Here is a 20607-nt window from a genome sequence, read left to right on the forward strand (position 1 = left end):
TTAAGATATGACTTTTAGATTTACTCTAACCATGAAACTAAGGATTTAAACATTGATTAAAAAGGACATTATTACACTTAAGGATCTACAAGCCGTTATTGCCTTGTTTGACGCCATAGCACCAGATGCCGCTTTACCTAAGCGTTATTATGAAAAAAACCGCTATATCAAGTGGTCAGAATTTAAAGACATGCAGATATACGCACTCGACTTTGAGCCCTATTTAACGATTAGCCAGCGTTGTAATATGACGTATTTTGGCATACATCAAAGTACGCGACGTTTATACCTAGCACACTGTAATGATGCTGGCCACGCACCGCGCTGGGAAGCGAGACCAGTGACCTTAGCACAACTGATGGATGTCGAGTTAATGGTGAATTTACATAAAAATCATGCCTATAACTTAGGGCTAAACATCTGTTTTGATCTGAACTATTTACTCTGAGCTTTGGTATTAATGTACAAATTCGGATGACTGAATATCGGTTATAGGCCAGACATTATCAGTTGCTAAAATCAATTTGAAATTATCAATGTCACCCGCAACGTTTTTCCGGTACCCGAAGGCACAAGGACAACGGATCTGTTTATGCTCGCTCGAGCCAAGAATTAGCCGTTTGGTTCACTCAAAACTAAGCTGTAGCGAAAGGATGTTTTGGTAAACCCTATACTTTCATAGTATTGCTGTGTGGCAATGCGCTGCATCGATGTAGTGAGTTCGAGTAACTGGCAATTCTCTTGCTTTCCCCTTTCTTTCGCAAAGGCGATCAACTGAGAGCCAACGCCCTGCCCCCGCATGTCGGCATCCACCACAATTGCGGTTATACGACAGATACGACTCAAAGCAGGGAAATAATCAAAGAACATTAAGGCCATCACAGCGACAACTTGCAGGTCACCCTGTGCATTATGTTGCTCATACACCAGTAATTCATCACTGCGGCGCAGAGAATCATGCTGATATTGGCTTAACGTCTGGGCTAAAGCGGCATGGGGCAAAGAATAACCGAGTTGCTCAAGTAATACCTGCACACTATCTGTATCCTGTAAGCGGGCTAACCGAATATTTTTATTCACCATGAGATACCATGCTGTAATGCGCCTAAAGTAAGTGTCACTCGTACTGGGTTGCACAGTTTAGATGACGGTGACGAAGCAATAGTCCAACGACATTGCCATCTCACGCAACAAAAATCAAAATAAACCCGACAAAGGCACAACCCCATATTTGCAATGCGATGTAATGCGTTAAAATTCACCACTTAATAGCCATCAGTCAGCAAAACCTTGCACTCATAGGGGCAAGAAAACTAAGATGACAGCGGCTGTACTATAGGATGATATTCGTATTGCCACAGGCCGATGTCATCCGATTTTGCTCACTTTGAGGAATCACTCACAATGTCTAAGATCAACCTGCTTTTGCTGTGCGGCGGCGGAAGTGCCGAACACGATATTTCACTCATGTCGGCCAACTATTTTGAAACCTCACTGGCAAAATCCGAGCAGTTTTGTGTATTGCGAGTCGAACTGGATAAATTTGGTCAATACCGCACCGCTGCGGGTGATGATTGTGAACTGACCAATAGCCGTGAAATTCGCTTCCGCGATGAGAGCAAAGCCCCATGGCCGGTCGATTACGTCATTCCCTGCATTCATGGCTATCCCGGCGAAACAGGTGACATTCAATCCTATTTTAACCTAATCCAACTGCCCTATTTTGGCTGTGAGTCCGAGGCTAGTAGTAACTGCTTTAATAAGATCACCGCTAAAATGTGGTTCTCGGCCTTAGGTATTCCGAATACTCCGTATATTTTTCTAAACCAATTCGATGATGCAGCAATAGAGCAAACCCAAGCCGCATTAGCACTATGGGGATCCATCTTCGTCAAAGCGGCCTCACAGGGTTCCTCTGTTGGTTGTTATAAAGTCGATGACAGCGATAAAGTCGCTGGCGTGCTTAAAGATGCTTTCGGCTATGCGCCCTATGTTATCGTTGAAAAAACCATTCAAGCCCGTGAGTTAGAAGTCGCAGTATACGAGTACAACGGTGAAGTGGTGGCGACAGTACCAGGTGAAATCATCTGTGATACCAACACCTTCTACACCTTCGATGAGAAATACGCCAAAAACAGTAAAGCACGCACCGATGTGGTGGCGCAGAATGTGTCAGCTGAGATCAGTGAACAAATCCGCGCCTATGCAATCAAGGCTTTTAAAGGTATGAAATTGCGTCACCTGTCGCGCATCGACTTTTTCTTAACCGCGGACAATGAAATTTTACTAAATGAAATCAATACCTTCCCAGGTTCCACGCCGATTTCTATGTTCCCCAAAATGCTGCAGAATCACGGTCATGACTTTACTGAATACTTGAGTCTAGTGATTAACAGCCAGATAACCGCTAAATCTTAGCGCTCGCCACCTGACTCAATGTGAACGCAGAGACTCAGTACAGCACCTGTTTCCAGTAATAAAAAGAGCGCCTCGGCGCTCTTTTTATTACATTTCAATGCATTATATCTAAAACTTGAATTCTTACCTTACATCTAAACCCAATATTAAAATCAGACTGTCACTGATTAAGCCGCCCTCACATCTAGGTCAAACATCAAGGTTAAACGTCAAAACCCTTATGTAGCTCAGCTTGCTTTGCCAACAGGGCAAAGAATGCAGCTTTGGGCATAGGCTTATAAAATAAATAGCCTTGAATTTCTTGAATATGATTTGCCATTACAAATTTTAGCTGGGACTCAGTTTCTACCCCTTCTGCCGTCACAGTTAAATCTAACGCATGGCTTAAACGCACTATGGCCTCCACCAACGCTTCGTGACGTTTGCCTTCATCTAATCTGTCGATAAAGCTCTTATCGATTTTAATTTGATCGATAGGGAAATTAGCTAAATAAGATAGAGATGAGTAACCCGTCCCAAAGTCATCCAAGGAAATTTTAATCCCTTTAACTCGCAAACCATTAAGTACATCAATAAGATACGTATGCTGCTTCATCAGCAAAGATTCAGTGATCTCAAGGGTTAATCTGTCATAGGGGAAATCTGTCACCTCAAGTTGCTCGGTAATCGCAGCAAAGGACTCCACAAAGGCATCTTGTAGTTCATGGGACCAAAACTCAAAGGTCGAGACATTCACCGATAAATTAATGGGCCAATTTCGCTCATGCATCTCTAAAATAGTCTGCATAGCACCAAGGCGAACATCTCGACCAATATCAACAATTAAACCACTGTTCTCAGCGATGGGAATAAATTCATCGGGTGGAATAAACGTTCCCTCATGCTGCCAGCGCAGCAGCACTTCAGCACGGACAATCAGTCCAGTGGTCGCATTGACTATGGGTTGGTAATAAAGCTCGAAGGTATGCTGATCTAATGCCTGCTTAAGCTGATTATGAAGGCTAGCAACACGCTCGGCATTTAGCTGCATTTGTTCAGTAAAAAAATGATATCGGTTGCGACCATTTGCCTTAGAAATATACATGGCCTGATCGGCACAATTTAACAACTGTTCAAGATCGAGGGCATCTTCAGGAAAACGTGCAATCCCTATACTTACCGAGCTATAAACGCCTTTCCCATCGGCTAACACATAATGTTTTGCCACATTTTTGTTAATTGTATCAGCAATTTGTGCCAACTCTTTCTGGTTAACAACCCCAGGTAATAGCAAGGCAAACTCATCCCCTCCTAAGCGTGCAAACACCATAGTGTCATCGACACACTCGCTGATCTGTTTAACCACTTGCACTAACAGTGCATCACCTTTGTCATGGCCATGGGTGTCGTTAACTTGCTTAAAGTTATCTAAATCCATCAACATAAAACTAAAGCCGGGAGTCAAACTGTCGGAGGTAATTAACGCTTGGATCTGCTTGAATAACGCATTGCGGTTAGCAAGTCCGGTAAGAGAGTCATTATTGGCCTGATACTTAATCAGCTGCGCCGCTTTCTTACGTTCACTAATGTCTGAAAATAGCCATGCAAAACAGGGTTGCTGACCATTGGACTCTCGGAAGGTCGTGACGATAAGGTCAAGATAAAACTCCTCGCCATTTCCCCTAAGACCCACCAACTCACCCTGCCACATTCTGTCCTGAGCTAAATGCTCAAATAACCCCACTAAGTCATTAGATTGGGATAATGCTAAAAAAATCTTAGGATGAAAGTTAGCTATATCAGCATCTTGAGGAATAACTATATGTCTGAAAGCGGGATTAGCATAGAGAACTGCATCGTCAGAATTGGAAATAACCAGAGCAAGAGGTAACCGGTCAAAAATTTTCACAGCTAAATGCTGAAATTCCATTGCACGACTGCGTTCAATGGCTAAACTCGCCAGTCTTGCCGCCTCTGAAATGAGTTCTAAATCCTGCTCTGTTGGGGACTTTATCGTATCATAATACATGGCAAATGTGCCTAGCACTTTACCATGAGTATCTTTGATAGGTTCTGACCAGCAAGATTTAAGACCTGCACGTAATGGCAGTTCTTTATAATTAACCCAGTAAGGATGTTGAGCGATATCTTCAACGATAACACGCTGCGCATAATAGGCAGCCGTGCCACAAGAACCCACATTGGGGCCAATTTCGACACCATTAATGGCTTGATTGTAACTGTCGGGTAAATTGGGGGCGGCACCTAATAACAGACGTTTACCGTCAGCACTGAGCAGTAACACAGACCCTCTGGTTCCTACTTTTTGAGCCTCGATTTTTAAGACTAAGGCGTGCAAGATTTCATGTAGCGGTGCGCCATTGAGCAGCATAGAAAGAATACTGCTATAACAAGCTATGCTGACATTGTGGGCGAGTTTAACGTCTGCATGATCGAGCAGATCTGGAAGGTTAACGCCGTACGCCATAATTTCCTTAAGAGCAAAGTTGCAATATAAATACTGATTAACAATGTTAAATATTTATAACTTATAAGAAATTCTAGGCATTAATGTTAATTAAGTAAACCCTTTACCTGCGCGGTAAAAGGTTTACTTTAGTCTAAAAAGCAATGCTTTATTCTTGAATACGTTCAAGTTTTGCAAGGTAAAAGCCATCAAAGCCGCTATCGGCTGGGCTGATACTTTCATCCTCAATCAGGCGAAAGTTGGGGTTCTCGGCTAAAAACGCATCCACTTGACCGCGGTTCTCGCAAGGGAAGATAGAACAAGTCGCATAGACGACTATGCCACCGACTTTGACCATGCGGCTATAACTGCTCAAAATGTGTTTTTGCAGTTCCATTAACACGGGTAAACGCTCTACGGTATCACGCCATTTTGCATCGGGATTACGCTTTAATACCCCCAAACCAGAGCAAGGCACATCAAGCAATACCCTATCGGCACTGAGCTTTAAGCGTTTAATGGTTTTACTGCTGGCGATAACACGGGTTTCGACATTGTGTGCCCCATTACGACGCGCTCGTTCCTTAAGTTTGTCGAGTTTCCATTGCTCCACATCCATGGCCAACAAGCGTCCTTTGCCCTGCATTTGCGCGGCTATGTGTAAGGTTTTACCGCCCGCGCCTGCGCAAGCATCAATCACTTTCATGCCTGGCTTGGCATCAAGCGCCGCAGCTACGCGCTGAGAGCCCGCATCCTGCTGCTCGAATAAGCCATCTTTAAAGCTTTGTGTACGGAACAAGGCAGAATCGGAGGTCACTTCAAGGGCGGAATCAACCCCATCAACACAGAGCGTGCTCACAAACTCGGCAGCAAGCTTAGCAGCCAGTTCATCACGAGTCACCTTAAGGCTATTCGCGCGTAAAAAACGTTTCGGCGCTGTACTTAACGCGGCGCGCTCTTTTTCCCAAGACTCACCTAGTTGCTCACGGCCCATAACATCGAGCCACTCGGGGCAACCGTCCCACAACACAGGCTTAGTTTTCGCTTGCTCTATACGCTCAGCTAAACGCACCTCATCAACTTGCAGCGAATATTGCATTTTAGGCAGTTCAAGCCCGTGGAATAAATGCCAGGCATTAAGCAATTTAGAGCCAAAACGCTCCATCTCATCTGGACTAATTTCCGCCAGATAACAATATAAATTTAAACGACGTAGGATATCACCCGTCGTCAATGCGATACGCGCCTGCTCGGCGGGTACCAATTGCAACCCAGAAAAATGCTGAGAATAGGCCCGATCTAAGGGTTTTCCTTGGCTCAGCACCATAGTTAAGATACTGATCACTAATTCGTTCGAGCTGGCAGAAAGCGGAGAATTCAACATTTAAAAGGTCACCATGAATGATAAAACCGGAGGATCATAGGAGGTCAGGCCCTAATACGCAAGCGCACTGGCGCCGAGTTAAGGTTAAAGCCATAAAAAAAGCGATCCTAAGATCGCTTTTTTGCCACAGTCAGTTTAATCCATTACATTTTTGAGCCTTTAGCCCCGTAGAACAGGATAAAACCATAACAAATCACGGGCAGAATAAAGGCAAGCTGAACGCCAAGATTATCCGCTAACATGCCCTGGAATAAAGGCAAAATCGCGCCGCCCACAATCGCCAAACACAGAATGCCACTGCCCTGTGAAGTGTGTGGACCTAAATCACGAAGCGCTAAGCTGAAGATCGTTGGGAACATAATCGAGTTAAATAACCCCACCCCAAGGATTGCCCACATGGCAATGCTACCACTGGTTGTCATCGCTGCAACCACAAGTAGCGCCGCCATAAAAGCATTAAATGCAAGCACTGAGCCTGCTGGTACTTTTTGCATCACCACAGAGCCAATGAAACGTCCCACCATAGCGCCGCCCCAATAATAGGCGATGTAATGGGCGGCTTCGGCTTCTGGCATACCCGCTATATGGCTTTCACCTAAGAAGCTGACTAAAAAGCTACCGATAGACACTTCTGCGCCGACATACACGAAAATACCCACAGCACCGAGCACTAAGTGCTTGCTTTGCAAGGCACTGGTTTTACCAAGATGGGTTTGAACTTCACCTTGAACACTTTCATCATGCTCACGGATCACAGGTAAATCTAACTTCGCAAAAATCAGCGCTAGAATAGCCAAGGCGCCAGAAAGTAACAGGTATGGCAGTTTAACCACTTCCGCTTCAGCGCTCGCTTGGGCTAAATCGCCAGATACTGAACTGGCAACAGAAAGAATTAACATAGCACCAAAAAACGGCGCGACCGTTGTGCCTAAGGCGTTGAACGCTTGCGTTAAATTCAAACGACTCGACGCAGTTTCGCGACTGCCTAAGGCATTGACATAAGGATTGGCTGCCACTTGCAGGATTGTGATGCCTGATGCCAAAACAAATAATGCACCGAGGAACAAGTTGTAAGTAGCGAGGGCCGCCGCAGGATAAAACAGCGCACAACCAATACTTGCAATCACGAGACCAGAAACAATTCCCTTTTGATAACCCAGCTTTTTCACTAAGTTACCCGCAGGGATTGAGACTAGAAAATAAGCACCGAAGAAACAAAACTGGATCAACATGGCTTGAGTATAATTCAGTGAAAACACCGCTTTAAGATGCGGGATCAGAATATCGTTCAAGCAAGTGATGAAACCCCACATAAAAAACAGTGAAGTCAATGAGATCAAGGCAAAACGATAACTGCCCGACCCATTTTCGCCAGTGCTGCTCGTGTAGCTACCGGTATTAATTGATGACGCCATAGTTATTCTCTCTGTATGTTTTTATTATCAGGAACTAATTAAGGTTACATTCCCCATGGTGCCCGTGGGCGGGTTTATATCAAACTGTGGGCTTGGGATCCCGTATCTATAACACTTCAACCGAATAAAAATGAATCATTTTCACTTTAACACTGCATAAAAGCTGGTAAATGCCGAAAACTTCAGCTGATTGTGTTCTATTTGTGCGGTTTTAAGGCCGTGTCCCGTCAGCGACTCACTGATTTCAAATGCAGAGAAATCAAACTCGACCTCGGTATCACCTAAATTGAATCCCACGAGCACTTTTATATCGCCTAAGGTGCGAACAAAGGCCAAAATGGGCTCCTTTGTATCAACAAATTTAATATCACCTTCAACTAACACTGGGTGTAACTTACGCCAAGCCAGAAAACGTCGATAACCATTGAGCATAGAATCAGCATCAGATTCTTGTACATCCACAGCTAACGCTTGGTGCGCAGGTGGAATTGGCAGCCAAGGAGAAACATCACTAAAGCCACTAAAGTCAGCGCCTTGCTGCCACGGCATTGGCGTACGGCAACCATCACGCCCCTTAAACATAGGCCAAAATGTTTTGCCGAAGGGATCTTGCAGCTCATGATATTCAATTGGCGCCTCAGTTAGACCGAGTTCTTCACCTTGATAACTACATATACTGCCGCGCAGCGAACTTAGCATGGCATTGAGCATTTTGACCATGTCTGAATTCTGCTTACCTTGCCCCCAACGACTCGCTACACGCTGCACATCATGATTGCCGATAGCCCAACATGGCCAGCCATCACCTATGCTCGCTTCCAAAGCCTCTACGGTTTGGCGAATATAACTTGCGCTGTAATCATCAGTCAGCAGCTCAAAACTGTATGCCATATGCAGGCGATCTTCGCCCTTAGTGTAGGCTGCCATTACAGCCAAAGAATCTTCGGCAGAGACTTCGCCTAAGGTCACCGCTCCTGGATAGCGATTGATGAGCTTTCGTAAATCTTCAATAAAAGCGATGGTTTGCGGACGGTCATTATTGTAGTAATGGTATTGATAAGCGTAAGGGTTATCTTCACTGAAACCACGGCCCTGACGTTTATCCTTAGGCTTTGCCGGATTATCCCTGAGCAGTTCATCGTGATAACAGAAGGTAATGGCATCTAAGCGGAAGCCATCTACCCCCTTTTTAAGCCAAAATTCAACGTTATCCAGCACAGCTTGGCGCACTTCGGGATGATGGAAATTAATATCGGGCTGACTACGCAGGAAGTTATGTAAATAGTATTGCTGTCTGCGCGGTTCCCACTCCCAAGCACAACCGCCAAAAATCGCGAGCCAGTTGTTAGGCGCTGTACCGTCTTTCTTAGGATCTGCCCATACATACCAATCCGCCTTGGGATTCGAACGGTTTTCGCGGCTCTCGATAAACCACGCATGTTGGTCCGAGGTATGACTTAATACTTGATCAATAATGACCTTAATACCTAAACCGTGGGCTTTTTCAATCAATTCATCGAAATCATGCATAGTGCCAAAAAGAGGGTCAACTTCACGGTAATCACTGATGTCGTAGCCAAAATCTGCCATAGGAGATTTAAAGAAAGGTGAAATCCAGATGGCGTCGACATTGAGACTCGCAATGTAATCCAGCTTTATGATAATGCCGCGTAAATCCCCGACGCCGTCACCATTGGTATCTAAAAGGCTACGCGGATAAATTTGGTAAATCACAGCACCACGCCACCACGTTAACTCACTCATTGTTGCCCCTTTATCATTATTCTACAGCGAACTTTCCCTAACACACTCAAGCAAACAGTTATCGTTTTGTTACTGCAGAGTAAAGTCATCGCGGCTTATTTTGTGTTACCGAGCATACGTGAAGAGGGAAATAAGGTTCAATACACCTGCATACGTATGCAGAAGATGCAGCCAATAGTCACATGGCATCACAATGGAATTTACTTTTTATTAACAGTCACTTGATTACAAAATAAAATCATTTTATTCCCTGAGTTCACCCTCTATCACAGTCTATTCTTAACTCTGCTAGGTATTGAATACGTATGCACTCTGTTGTTCAGCTAAGAAACTCGGGAGTAGTATCTTCACCGTTGCATAACAATTTGGTCATAAACGCAGCACTTATGCAGTCAATTAAGCGCCCATATACCAAAAAAAGGCCGCAAAAATAACGCGGTGATAACGATAAAACGCTCTACAAAGCGATAAAGCGACTCCAAGGGGAAGAGAGATATGATGCGATTTAAACCCAGTTTGCTAACCTTAGCGCTCATCGCCGCAGGTGCCAGTATGCACTCCTATGCGGCAGATGAAGTGACCACAGATAAGGAAGCAAAAGCAAAAGAAGCTGCTATTGAGGTTATTGAAGTTAAAGGCTTTAGAACCAGTGTCATCAAATCACTAAATGATAAACGCTTTGGAGATACCGTCTCTGAATCGATTTCAGCAGATGATCTTGGCGCCCTTCCCGATCAGTCAATCGCTGATGCACTGACTCGCTTACCAGGCGTGACTGCAGTGCGCACTGGTGGACAAGCAAGCGGCCTCAATATTCGAGGTCTTGATGGTGATTTCGTCTTTGCAACGCTTAATGGACACGAACAAGTGACAACGGGCGGTAAACGCGCGATTGAGTTTGACCAATATCCATCCGAATTAATTAGTCAAGCCGCCGTCTATAAAACACCAAAAGCCTCGCTGATTGAAGGTGGCGTCGCCGGTACGGTAGAATTAAAAACCGCAGATCCCTTAAAAAGCGACAAAGACCAATCATTTAATATCAATGCTCGCGGCAGTTTTAATGACAGAGCGGATGAGATTTCCGATGCCGATCAATATGGCAACCGTCTTAGCTTTGCCTATCAAGGCAAATTCCTTGAAGATACACTCGGTGTGGCGCTAGGCTATGCCCATTTGTACCAACCTTATGTTGCCAGTCAATTCATTGGTTTACGTTTCAACGACGATAAAAAAGATGTCAATGGCGACGGTGCTGCCGAATCAATCAGTGAAGGTTTTGAGTTACAGCAAAAAGGCGGTGATGATACACGTGATGGTTATATGGCGGCTATCCATTGGCAACCAACAGACAATCTCAGTGTAAAAAGTGATTTATTCCATTCAAAATTCACTTCCGAAAACTTTGCCCGAGGCTTTCGCGTTAAGTCATTAAAAAACGGTACTATTAGTGATGCGGTTGTCGAAAATGGTTCTATGACAGGCGGAACGGTATCAACTGATGGTACTGATAACTTTGCCGTTTTTGTTATCAATGATAACGACTCAAAATATTCAGAACTGACATCAGGCTCAGTCAATATTGAGTGGAACAATGGCGGCGCATTAACTGTCGCAGGTGATGTGAGCTATTCAAAAGCCGATGGTGAGTTCGTCAACGGCGGCACTCGTGCAGTTTTATATGATGATATAGGTAATGAAGTACGCTCAGCCGAATCAATTAATTATCAACTACATGGTTTAAGCCCGGCCGATGTCAGTTTTTCAAACGACTATACCAATACCGCGACCTTGGGTTTAAAAGAAGTGGGTATGTGGCCATACGATCAACAAAATGATCTTGTCGCCTACAAGTTAGACTTTAACTATGCATTAGATTCTGGTTTCTTAACTTCAGTTGATTTTGGTCTGCGCTACTCAGAACGTGAGTTTAATGCGCAACGTTCACAAGCGGGTTATGGTTTTGAATTTGGTAAAAACCCAACTAACCAGCCCGTGCTTCAAATGAACACTGACATGACAAATGTCGTCAACTTTGGCGGTGAATTATCTGGTTACCCTAACTTCCTTTCCGTTGATTTTAACAAAGCCATTGAGCTGGTTAACGCGCAGTTAGCGGCAACAGGACAATCCCCTTTCACCCCAACTGCAAATTGGTCTAATAACTGGACCATGATCCAAAGCGGTTCGGTCAATGAAGATGTATTAGCTGGCTATGTCCAAGGTAATCTCGAGTTTGACTTAGGCAATATGAAAGTCACGGGTAACGTGGGCGTGCGTATTGTTCAAACAGATCAAAGCAGTAAAGGTCTACAACAAGTTGGCTATGGTCTAGGTGAAGCGATTACTGATGAACTTGGCGTGGTCAGTACCGATTATATCCGTAACGAGATAGGTAAAACCTATACCGATTATTTACCGTCACTCAATTTAACTTTCCACCTCACTGAAAATGATCAACTGCGCTTTGCTGCAGCCTCTGTGATGTCACGTCCTCCAATCGACAAGCTAAAGTCAGGCATGGGATCTTGGTATGACGATTCTGCTACACCGGGATACAAAAAATACAATGCTTGGGGTAACACCAGTCCTCTACTCGATCCGTTTTATGCAGATCAATACGACTTATCTTACGAGCACTATTTTGAAGATTCTGAAGGTGCGGTTGTCGTAGCCTTGTTCTACAAAGATATTAAATCCTTTATCAACAACTTTACAATCCAACCATTTGATTTTGAAGGTAATGGATTTATCGTCCCCGATACTATTATCGATAATGGTGTTGAATTCCCAGTAGTGAAAGATGAAGGTCAATATCAAACTGCGATCAACAACGACAATGGCGGCTACATTCGTGGTGTTGAGTTAGGTTATACCCAAGTCTTTGATTTCCTACCATCGCCACTCAGCGGTCTTGGCTTCACTGGCAGCTACTCGTATTCAGACAGTGAAGTGGAATTTACCACAGATTTAAGTGGTTCAAACTTAACCATTCCATTACCAGGTTTATCAGAAAGCGTACTCAACACCACCTTGTTCTATACTCTGGACGGTTTCGATACTCGCGTCAGCATGAGATATCGTAGCAGCTATGTTTCAGAACAAGTGGCAGTTGAATCACAACTTGCTTTCTTCGATGCCGAAACGATTGTGGATTATCAAGCTTCATACGCTCTGGAAAATGGACTTAAGTTCTTATTCCAAATTAATAACTTAACTGATGAACCGAACAAAACCTATTTTGGTGAAGAACATCAGACAGGAACAATCCAATACTTCGGTAGACAGTACTTCCTAGGGTTAAGTTACTCTTTATAAACTACCCCAAATAAAGCCTGCTTCAATTAAGAAGCAGGCTTTTGCTTATGTAGATTTCAGCATTTCTAACATTCATCATGCCAGCACGTTTTACTTATTTCTCTTTAAAAGGCTTACATTATGATCCGTCAAAACCTAATGATTGCGCTTTATTTATGCTTGGTTTGCTCTTCATTTAATACGGCCTATGCAAACACCTTTGAGCCAGATATATCGACGGACGTTAAGCTTGAACCCGCTTTTTGGTGGGCGGGAATGCAGAATCCTGAGTTACAGCTGATGCTGTATAGCCGCGAACTTCCAAGCTTACCGCAGCAGATTAAGGTTGATATACAAGGAAAAGGCATCACACTTAAAAGCCTTGAGCACACTGATAACCCTCACTATCTGTTTATCAATTTAGATCTGAGCCAAGCTGCGCCGCAAACCTTTGAGCTAATAATTTCCAACACTGACTCGGCTTCAAAAGCCGACACGCCTCTTTATCGCCTGCCCTATACGTTGCAAGGGCGTGCTAAGGGCAGCCGTGAGCGCCAAGGATTTAGCAATAAGGATGTGATTTACCTTATCACGCCGGACCGATTCGCCAATGGCGACACGAGTAATGACAATCAAGCCGATATGTTAGAGCAAGTCGCAGCTAACTCTCCCAGTAATCTCAACTATCCCGATGCTCGCCATGGCGGCGATATAGCAGGGATCAGCCAGCACTTAGCATATCTGGCAAAACTTGGCGTGACTCAGTTATGGATCAACCCGCTGCTTGAGAATAATCAAGCCCAGTATTCATACCACGGTTACTCAATTACCAATTTATACCGCGTCGATCCCCGCTTTGGCAGCAACGAAGATTATAAAGCCTTAGTCGCTAAGGCTAACAAGCTTGGCCTAGGGGTGATTAAAGATGTTGTGGTGAATCATATCGGCTCTAACCATTGGTGGCTCAACGATTTACCTAGCCATGACTGGCTGAACGATGCCACAAAAACGCAGCTAAAGAATAAAAAATCCAAGCCTAATTTGACTCAGTCTGCCGATGCTAAATCCAGCGCTATCACATCCAGCGTTACCAGCCCCCGTTTCACCAGCCATAGGCGCACGACAGTGCAAGATCCCTACGCGGCTACGCAAGATCAAATCGATTTTGTCGATGGTTGGTTTACCGACACTATGCCAGATCTAAATCAAAACAACCCAAAACTGGCAACCTATCTTATCCAAAACAGCATTTGGTGGGTCGAGTACGCCGGGCTTTCGGGGATCCGCGAAGATACTTACTCCTACGCCGACAAAGCATTTCTCGCTAAATGGTCTAAGGCCGTGATGACTGAATACCCCCATTTTAATATTGTGGGTGAAGAATGGACCGCAAACCCCATCACAGTGTCCTATTGGCAAAAGGGCAAAATCAATGACGATGGTTATACCTCAGATTTACCCAGTTTGATGGATTTCCCACTATATGAAAAATTAATTGCTAGCCTCAATGAGCCAGAAAGTTGGGATACTGGTTTTATTAAACTTTACGAGATGTTAGCCAACGATGTTGTGTATGCTGATCCCAGTAAGCTAGTGCTATTTGAAGGCAATCACGACACCAATCGTATCTTCAGTTTAGTGAAAGAAAATATAGACTTATACAAGATGGCCCTAACCTATGTGCTGACCGCCAAACGCATTCCGCAGCTGTTCTACGGTACAGAAGCGTTGATGACAAGCCCAACCGAGGGCCGTCACGATGGCGTTGTACGCAGTGATTTTCCCGGTGGTTTTGCCAACAGTGCCACGAATGCCTTTACCGGCAAAGGACTGAGTGAACCTCAACGACAAGCACAGCAATTTGTCCGAACCCTACTGAATTACCGTAAACAATCTCCTGCGCTACAATCGGGCGACTTACTGCACTTTGTGCCGCAGGATGGCGTCTATGTGCAATTTCGCTGCGTATTAAATGCGCCATTATCTGCTGAACAAAAAGCCGAAGCGCTCAAGTCACTAATACAAAACAATTCTCTAACCCAACACAATGCCTGTACTCAGCCCTTAGCCGATAAAGTCATGGTGATTTACAATAAAAATGAAAAAGCAGTCACGCTAGATATAAACCGCTTTGCCAGTGTACTTGGCGATAACCGCGCCGCTACAGATATCATCAGTGGCAACACAGTTTCACTCAATCAAGCGCTAGCATTGCCCCACGCAGGGGTCACGATCCTTGAGCTTAAAGCCAGACCGCAGCTAAATACTGGCTTACCTAGCCGTCAAACCTCTAATCATATGAGTTACTCAGCTAGCGATTTAACTCAGGCTCAAACAACTCACCCAATCAAAAACTCAACCCTAAAAGGAATTCAGTCTTGAGCTTTTTATCGCCTATCTATTCCCGAGTGACTCAGAGCCAACAAGCGGCTAAATTTCCCATAGTGGCTTTACTTATAACCCAAGCAGCGAAAGCCCCGCAGCGCCGACAGTCATCACTCAGCTTATGTTTAAACGCTCTATTCAGCGCCTCTTTATTAACTGCCTCGCTTTTTAGCTTATCGGCTGATGTGAATGCATCGGCGCTGACGCTTGATAATGAGTTACTACCAAAGTCTGAGAGTGAGGTTATGACGCTTAAACCTGTGGTGTATCAAATCTTTACTCGCCTTTATGGCAATAAAAATCCAACCAACAAACCTTGGGGCACGATTGCCGACAATGGCGTCGGTAAGTTTAATGATATCGACAATATTGCACTCAATAGCATCAAGGACCTAGGCGTTACCCATGTGTGGTACACGGGCGTTCCCCACCATGCATTGATTGGTGATTACAGCGCGATTGGCGTGAGTACTGATGATCCCGATGTGGTCAAAGGACGCGCGGGCTCACCCTACGCAGTCAAAGATTACTACAACGTCAACCCAGATCTGGCGGTCAATCCCGCCAACCGTTTAGTCGAGTTCGAAGCGCTCATTGCCCGTACCCATCAACACGGCTTAAAGGTGATTATCGATATAGTGCCAAACCATGTGGCGCGCCATTATCAATCCGTTAGTAAACACCAAGGCGTGCGTGATTTTGGCGAAGATGATGATACCAGTCTGGAGTATGCCAAAAATAACAACTTCTATTACGTCGTTGATAAAGTTGATGTTAATAAGGGCTCGGAGGGGGCAAAGGGAAAAGCGCATGCCTTTGAAGTGCCAAGCTTACCCGCAGGACTTAAACCGTTGGGCGGAGAAGCTCACCCCTTAAGTGACGGCAAATTCAACGAATTTCCCGCAAAATGGACTGGTAATGGCTCACGCTTAGCCAAGCCCGATGCCAATGATTGGTACGAAACAGTCAAAATCAATTACGGCGTACGCCCCGATGGCACCTATGACTTCCCTCGCCTGCCAGCCAATTTCGCCACTTTAACGCAGGCGCAGCATTACGCTTTTTGGCAACAACACTTAGCCGAGCTCCCAAGCTCTTGGATTAAATTCAATCAGATTGCGCAGTACTGGCTAGCGAAAGGGGTCGATGGCTTTCGCTATGATATGGCAGAAATGGTACCAGTGGAGTTTTGGAGCTATCTCAACAGCCAGATAAAACACACAAATCCCGATGCCTTTATCTTGGCCGAGGTCTATAACCCTAACTTGTACCGAGATTATATCCAACTTGGCAAAATGGATTATCTGTACGATAAGGTCGATCTTTACGACACCCTAAAAGCCGTAATGGGGGGTAAAACCAGCACAGCTAATATCGCGGCAGATCAGGAAAAAGTGCAAGATATTGAATCTCACATGCTGCACTTTTTAGAAAACCACGACGAGCAACGTATTGGTAATGCGGCATTTTTAGCATCGCTACACACAAATAAGCCCACGGCAACCCAAGCCGTGAATCCACACTATGCCCTACCCGCTATGGTAGTGTCGGCAACGATAGGCACTTCACCGACGTTAGTGTATTTTGGCCAAGAAGTGGGAGAAGCCGCCACCGACAACCCAGGATTTGGTCATGCATCACGCACCAGTATTTTTGACTATGTTGGCGTCCCTGCCCATCAGCGCTGGATGAACAATGGCAGGTTTGATGGTGGACAATCAACCGTAAAGGAAGCCACTTTGCGGGCTTATTATCAAAAATTACTGAACCTAAGCACAGGTAAAAATGTACCTGCGCTTTTAGGAGAATATTACTCACTCGATGCCGCCAACCGCAGCGCACAAACCGCCACAATGGATACTCATGGCAGTGCAACGGGTTATGATGACAGCACTTTTGCCTTTGTGCGCTTTGAGGAAAATACGACCAATAAAAAGGGCCAAAAACTGATTATTGTGAATAACTTTAATCAAACCCAAGCAAAGCCATTATCCCTTAAGCTACCAAAGCCACTTATCGACCAATGGCAGTTAACGGATGGGACCTATCCACTTAAGGATTTGCTGGAAGACAATAAAGCACAGTTGGTTGTCAAACAAGGTGAAGGACAAGTTCAGATGCAACTTGCACCGCTGTCTTCAGCCATATTCGAGCTGGAAGATTAAACGAGCAAAAGGCCTAGGTGAGCTAAAAAGTGAAATCGACCGATAGCGTCACGCTAAACTGTGACGCTATCTTTTTTTAACCGTTATACTCTCAAACCTTTCTATCTTATTTGATCACCCTTTAAAAATCACAAAGGAAAGCGATGTTACTCGGCATTCACCATGCAGCGATTATTTGCAGCGACTATCAAAAGTCCAAACACTTTTATGTAACCATTCTTGGCCTTACCGTGCTTGCAGAGCATTTCCATGAGGCACCTAAGTCCTATAAACTTGATTTACAACTGGCCGATAAGAGTCAAATTGAGTTATTTTCATTCGATAATCCACCCAAACGACCAAGCTATCCCGAAGCCTGTGGACTTAGGCATCTCGCCTTTCGCGTAGCATCGATTGAAACCGCCATCGAACATCTTCATAGCCATCACATTACCGTTGAACCCGTCCGCATTGACGAATACACAGGCAGAAAATTCACCTTCTTTAGCGATCCCGACGGCTTACCCTTAGAGTTATATGAGCTATAGCACGAGTGAAATAAGGCAACATCGCAGCAATAAGATGAATAAAGCTTAATTACGCTACGGGATAGTCAGCATTAGACTCAATAAAACGACGCAGCCGTTTAACCAATAGTTTAAGTAATCGATTGACCAGTTTGACGCTGTGATAAGGTCAAAGCCTACCTAGGCTAACCATTGAGGAACTCAAGATGTTTGATAATCCAGCATTATTACTATGGAGTTTAGTCTTTAGCCTCTTTGGTCTTGGCTTTTTCACCTATGGCAAACGCCAAGCGGCCCCCATCCCTTTAGCCGTTGGCCTCACCCTGATGATTTATCCCTATTTTGTCACCAATCTCGCGTTGCTTATCGCCATCGGCATCGCCCTGATCGCACTGCCGTATTTTGTAAGGATATGATTTGGGGTTTATAGAAATGTGTACGGACAGAAGCTACAAAATAAATGGTGAGGCTAATACAACTTGTATACCTCTACACTCATACTACAATAGGTTGATACAAAATCTCAGGCACTCCACGCTTCTTAAGAAAATATTGCGCCGTCTTTGTTATTTTTTCAGTATAAGAGACTGTTTTCACCTGATAATAACCGCTTAAAATTCGCTTAGTCAGCATGACCGCGAAATCATAATGTTCCTGTTGATAAGGTTCTATTACCTCATTTGTTGGAATTAAGTCATTTAGCTCATTCATTTCTAACCAATCCATCGCTTCAGCAAGCCAAAATAGCTTTATGGCAATGGCTAACTCGCATAATGGATGATCCGCAATTGCAATAGGAATCTCATTACCATCATCCCAATTATAATGGTCCAATAAGGCATACAATTCATGTGCTGACGAGATAGTTTTTACAAGGTTTACCGCCTCTTCAACATCCTTGATGTCATAAACAATTCTATCAATAATGTCTGTCATTATATTTAAGTCCTTAATGTTTCAAGCAGCCCATTTAACATAGGATAAAGGAGTGATAAGAACTTAATACAAAGCTCGAAATAGAAATGGCCAAAACATTGAAACTCCTTTTCATTCACCTCATCCCTGATAAATGGGTTCAACTATTCTCGGCAGATGGTAAAACGGCGCACCGCAAAAATGCCCAGTAGTGAAAGTATCAATAGCGATAAGCTGCCACCGCCGCTGTAACCTTGTTTATGTTCAATGGTGGCGACGTGCTCTTCCTTAACCCGAGTTTTAAAACGGGCAAGCTCGTCATCTAAATTGACTATCATGTCGTTTACCGCAAGATCAAAGCCCTCGTAGGATTTCTCTCTTAGGGTTGTCGTCACGCCAACAGCGGTTGAACTTTCAGTTAACTGATTAATACCTGGCGCCCTAAATAACATCTTCTGGCTACGCATATCGAAAACGGCTGTATCTACAAAGGTTTGAATCGCATTTTCATTGCCGGGAATTAAATACATGCCCACGATAGTCCAATAAAGAATGGCGGATTTGTTCTCGTGGCTTTGCATCAATTGATCGTAAGAAACCAATGCCATCACATCGACATCATGCAGACGAGCAACCTGCTGCAAGGTTTCAAAACCTTTACCATTTTTAAGATAGGTACTTGGGATCACTTCGATACGATCGATATAGTCATATTTAACAAAGGATTTTTTAACCTTATCAAGTAATGCCATCTGAGTTCGGCTATCAATTGCATCGGCTTGCCAATGGGACGAAGGCAAGAAAGCGATGCCGACGGTAATAGGTAAACGCAGCACAGGTAAGGATGGCTGCTGGGCTTGGCGACTCTTCTCATCAGGGTATAAATATTCAACTAAGCTACTTGATACCGCATTTTTCTCCGTAGTATTACCGTTAAAAAATGCACTACAACCACCCAGTGAAAGCATTGCGAATGAGGCTATACCACAGGCTAATACCTTAAGTTTCATTTGTTTCCCTACCGTATCCATACACTTGCTGTTAATGATGAAAACTGAACCTACAACTAATGTAGATTTTGGGTTACCTTATCCATTCATCAGAGTAAAAACAAGCTGTTATGTTCACATATCACAGCATTAATCTTCCTTGATTAGATTTTAAATACAAAAAAGCCGCACTATAAATGCGGCTAGTCAATAGGTACAACCATTCTCTAAAATACAACTTAAGCCAAAAGTTAAGCGTATTTACGCACTTTTTTAAGGGCGATTTGTTGTTTTAGCATGGATAAATGTTCGATAAACACTTTGCCATGTAAATGGTCGATTTCATGCTGTAATACTATGGCTAAAAACTCATCGGTTTCGATTTCAATAGCCTTGCCCGTTCTGTCTAAGGCGGTCACTTTAACCTTTTCAAAACGTGACACTTTAGCGCGATAACCTGGGATAGACAAACAACCTTCTTCACCGACGAACTCACCTGACTTTTCAACAATCTCAGGATTAATCAGCACTAAAGGCTGGTCGCGACCGTCAGATAAATCGATCACGATAATGGCATCTGTACTGCCGACTTGAGTTGCTGCTAAACCGATACCATCGTCCGTGTGATACATGGTTTCGATTAAATCATCGATAAATCCCTGAACAGCTTCAATATCTTTTACAGGTTGCGCTTTACGTTTAAGGCGCTCATCGGGAATAGTTAGAATATCGAGTACAGCCATGCCAGTTATCTTCTCTCATCGAGTCAAAAAAATTGGCGCTATTATGGACTATTTGACCATTTACACAATATTTAAGCTAAAAACAGTTTAAATATTTTGTTAGTAATCGAGCTAGCCGATAAAAATATCGAGAAGTGCTTAATCCTTTAAACGCCAAATACCCTCTAATCTTCCGCTAAG

The 20607-nt window shown here is 44.1% G+C and carries 15 protein-coding genes; 7 read left to right on the forward strand and 8 right to left on the reverse strand.

Annotated features, from left to right (window positions below):
- Window positions 1–52 precede the first annotated feature (52 nt).
- Entirely contained in the window at window positions 53–448 is a 396-nt protein-coding gene (locus tag HQQ92_RS10150) for a hypothetical protein (RefSeq protein ID WP_217272622.1), read from the forward strand.
- Window positions 449–612: 164 nt separating this feature from the next.
- On the opposite strand, the gene HQQ92_RS10155 is transcribed toward HQQ92_RS10150, so the two are convergent.
- The gene (locus HQQ92_RS10155; protein WP_105252433.1) at window positions 613–1083 is read right to left on the reverse strand and encodes a GNAT family N-acetyltransferase; all 471 of its coding nucleotides are present in this window, start codon (window positions 1081–1083) and stop codon (window positions 613–615) included.
- Between the two features lie 321 nt (window positions 1084–1404).
- Between HQQ92_RS10155 and HQQ92_RS10160 the strand changes: the two genes are divergently transcribed.
- The gene (locus HQQ92_RS10160; protein WP_173245067.1) at window positions 1405–2418 is read left to right on the forward strand and encodes a D-alanine--D-alanine ligase; all 1014 of its coding nucleotides are present in this window, start codon (window positions 1405–1407) and stop codon (window positions 2416–2418) included.
- A gap of 202 nt (window positions 2419–2620) precedes the next feature.
- Here HQQ92_RS10160 and HQQ92_RS10165 read toward each other — a convergent pair whose 3' ends face one another.
- The 4 genes from HQQ92_RS10165 to HQQ92_RS10180 all read right to left on the reverse strand — a co-directional run bounded on the left by HQQ92_RS10165 (window position 2621) and on the right by HQQ92_RS10180 (window position 9427).
- Window positions 2621–4885, reverse strand: a complete 2265-nt coding sequence (locus HQQ92_RS10165) for an EAL domain-containing protein (protein ID WP_173245070.1) — start codon at window positions 4883–4885, stop codon at window positions 2621–2623.
- A gap of 148 nt (window positions 4886–5033) precedes the next feature.
- Entirely contained in the window at window positions 5034–6248 is a 1215-nt protein-coding gene (locus HQQ92_RS10170; RefSeq protein ID WP_173245073.1) for an RsmB/NOP family class I SAM-dependent RNA methyltransferase, read from the reverse strand.
- A 143-nt stretch (window positions 6249–6391) separates the two neighbouring features.
- Entirely contained in the window at window positions 6392–7663 is a 1272-nt protein-coding gene (locus HQQ92_RS10175; RefSeq protein WP_105252429.1) for a sugar MFS transporter, read from the reverse strand.
- Window positions 7664–7804: 141 nt separating this feature from the next.
- Window positions 7805–9427 carry an alpha-glucosidase family protein gene (locus HQQ92_RS10180; protein WP_173245077.1) on the reverse strand — a complete coding sequence of 541 codons (1623 nt, stop codon included), beginning with the start codon at window positions 9425–9427 and terminating at the stop codon, window positions 7805–7807.
- Window positions 9428–9922: 495 nt separating this feature from the next.
- On the opposite strand from HQQ92_RS10180, the gene HQQ92_RS10185 reads away from it, so the two are divergent.
- The 5 genes from HQQ92_RS10185 (at window position 9923) to HQQ92_RS10205 (ending at window position 18196) form a co-directional block, all read left to right on the forward strand.
- Complete coding sequence (locus HQQ92_RS10185; protein ID WP_173245079.1) at window positions 9923–12745, forward strand: TonB-dependent receptor; 2823 nt, start codon at window positions 9923–9925, stop codon at window positions 12743–12745.
- A 120-nt stretch (window positions 12746–12865) separates the two neighbouring features.
- Window positions 12866–15106, forward strand: coding sequence for a glycoside hydrolase family 13 protein (locus HQQ92_RS10190; RefSeq protein ID WP_254306319.1), 2241 nt, complete (start codon window positions 12866–12868; stop codon window positions 15104–15106).
- Complete coding sequence (locus HQQ92_RS10195) at window positions 15103–17274, forward strand: alpha-amylase family protein (RefSeq protein ID WP_173245082.1); 2172 nt, start codon at window positions 15103–15105, stop codon at window positions 17272–17274. The genes HQQ92_RS10190 and HQQ92_RS10195 overlap by 4 nt, the downstream gene beginning before the upstream one ends.
- Before the next feature lie 143 nt (window positions 17275–17417).
- Complete coding sequence (locus tag HQQ92_RS10200) at window positions 17418–17801, forward strand: VOC family protein (protein ID WP_173245085.1); 384 nt, start codon at window positions 17418–17420, stop codon at window positions 17799–17801.
- A gap of 185 nt (window positions 17802–17986) precedes the next feature.
- The gene (locus tag HQQ92_RS10205) at window positions 17987–18196 is read left to right on the forward strand and encodes a hypothetical protein (protein ID WP_105252424.1); all 210 of its coding nucleotides are present in this window, start codon (window positions 17987–17989) and stop codon (window positions 18194–18196) included.
- Between the two features lie 79 nt (window positions 18197–18275).
- Here the strand turns inward: HQQ92_RS10205 and HQQ92_RS10210 are convergent, their stop codons facing one another.
- The 3 genes from HQQ92_RS10210 to def all read right to left on the reverse strand — a co-directional run bounded on the left by HQQ92_RS10210 (window position 18276) and on the right by def (window position 20427).
- Window positions 18276–18716: a DUF4274 domain-containing protein gene (locus tag HQQ92_RS10210; RefSeq protein WP_173245088.1), complete on the reverse strand. Its 441-nt coding sequence runs from the start codon at window positions 18714–18716 to the stop codon at window positions 18276–18278.
- A 143-nt stretch (window positions 18717–18859) separates the two neighbouring features.
- Window positions 18860–19705: a rhombotarget lipoprotein gene (gene rhlP, locus HQQ92_RS10215; RefSeq protein WP_173245091.1), complete on the reverse strand. Its 846-nt coding sequence runs from the start codon at window positions 19703–19705 to the stop codon at window positions 18860–18862.
- Between the two features lie 230 nt (window positions 19706–19935).
- Window positions 19936–20427: a peptide deformylase gene (def, locus tag HQQ92_RS10220; RefSeq protein WP_011789520.1), complete on the reverse strand. Its 492-nt coding sequence runs from the start codon at window positions 20425–20427 to the stop codon at window positions 19936–19938.
- Window positions 20428–20607: the final 180 nt, after the last annotated feature.

The sequence above is a fragment of the Shewanella sp. DC2-4 genome, from assembly GCF_013248875.1.
Taxonomy (GTDB): Bacteria; Pseudomonadota; Gammaproteobacteria; order Enterobacterales; family Shewanellaceae; genus Shewanella; species Shewanella oncorhynchi.

Excerpts from the sequence above, each read along its gene's own strand:
- HQQ92_RS10155 (WP_105252433.1), bottom strand. The coding sequence starts at position 1,083 with ATGGTGAATAAAAATATTCGGTTAGCCCGCTTACAGGATACAGATAGT.
- HQQ92_RS10160 (WP_173245067.1), top strand. The coding sequence starts at position 1,405 with ATGTCTAAGATCAACCTGCTTTTGCTGTGCGGCGGCGGAAGTGCCGAA.
- HQQ92_RS10165 (WP_173245070.1), bottom strand. The coding sequence starts at position 4,885 with ATGGCGTACGGCGTTAACCTTCCAGATCTGCTCGATCATGCAGACGTT.
- HQQ92_RS10170 (WP_173245073.1), bottom strand. The coding sequence starts at position 6,248 with ATGTTGAATTCTCCGCTTTCTGCCAGCTCGAACGAATTAGTGATCAGT.
- HQQ92_RS10175 (WP_105252429.1), bottom strand. The coding sequence starts at position 7,663 with ATGGCGTCATCAATTAATACCGGTAGCTACACGAGCAGCACTGGCGAA.
- HQQ92_RS10180 (WP_173245077.1), bottom strand. The coding sequence starts at position 9,427 with ATGAGTGAGTTAACGTGGTGGCGTGGTGCTGTGATTTACCAAATTTAT.
- HQQ92_RS10185 (WP_173245079.1), top strand. The coding sequence starts at position 9,923 with ATGATGCGATTTAAACCCAGTTTGCTAACCTTAGCGCTCATCGCCGCA.
- HQQ92_RS10190 (WP_254306319.1), top strand. The coding sequence starts at position 12,866 with ATGATCCGTCAAAACCTAATGATTGCGCTTTATTTATGCTTGGTTTGC.
- HQQ92_RS10200 (WP_173245085.1), top strand. The coding sequence starts at position 17,418 with ATGTTACTCGGCATTCACCATGCAGCGATTATTTGCAGCGACTATCAA.
- HQQ92_RS10205 (WP_105252424.1), top strand. The coding sequence starts at position 17,987 with ATGTTTGATAATCCAGCATTATTACTATGGAGTTTAGTCTTTAGCCTC.
- HQQ92_RS10210 (WP_173245088.1), bottom strand. The coding sequence starts at position 18,716 with ATGACAGACATTATTGATAGAATTGTTTATGACATCAAGGATGTTGAA.
- rhlP (WP_173245091.1), bottom strand. The coding sequence starts at position 19,705 with ATGAAACTTAAGGTATTAGCCTGTGGTATAGCCTCATTCGCAATGCTT.
- def (WP_011789520.1), bottom strand. The coding sequence starts at position 20,427 with ATGGCTGTACTCGATATTCTAACTATTCCCGATGAGCGCCTTAAACGT.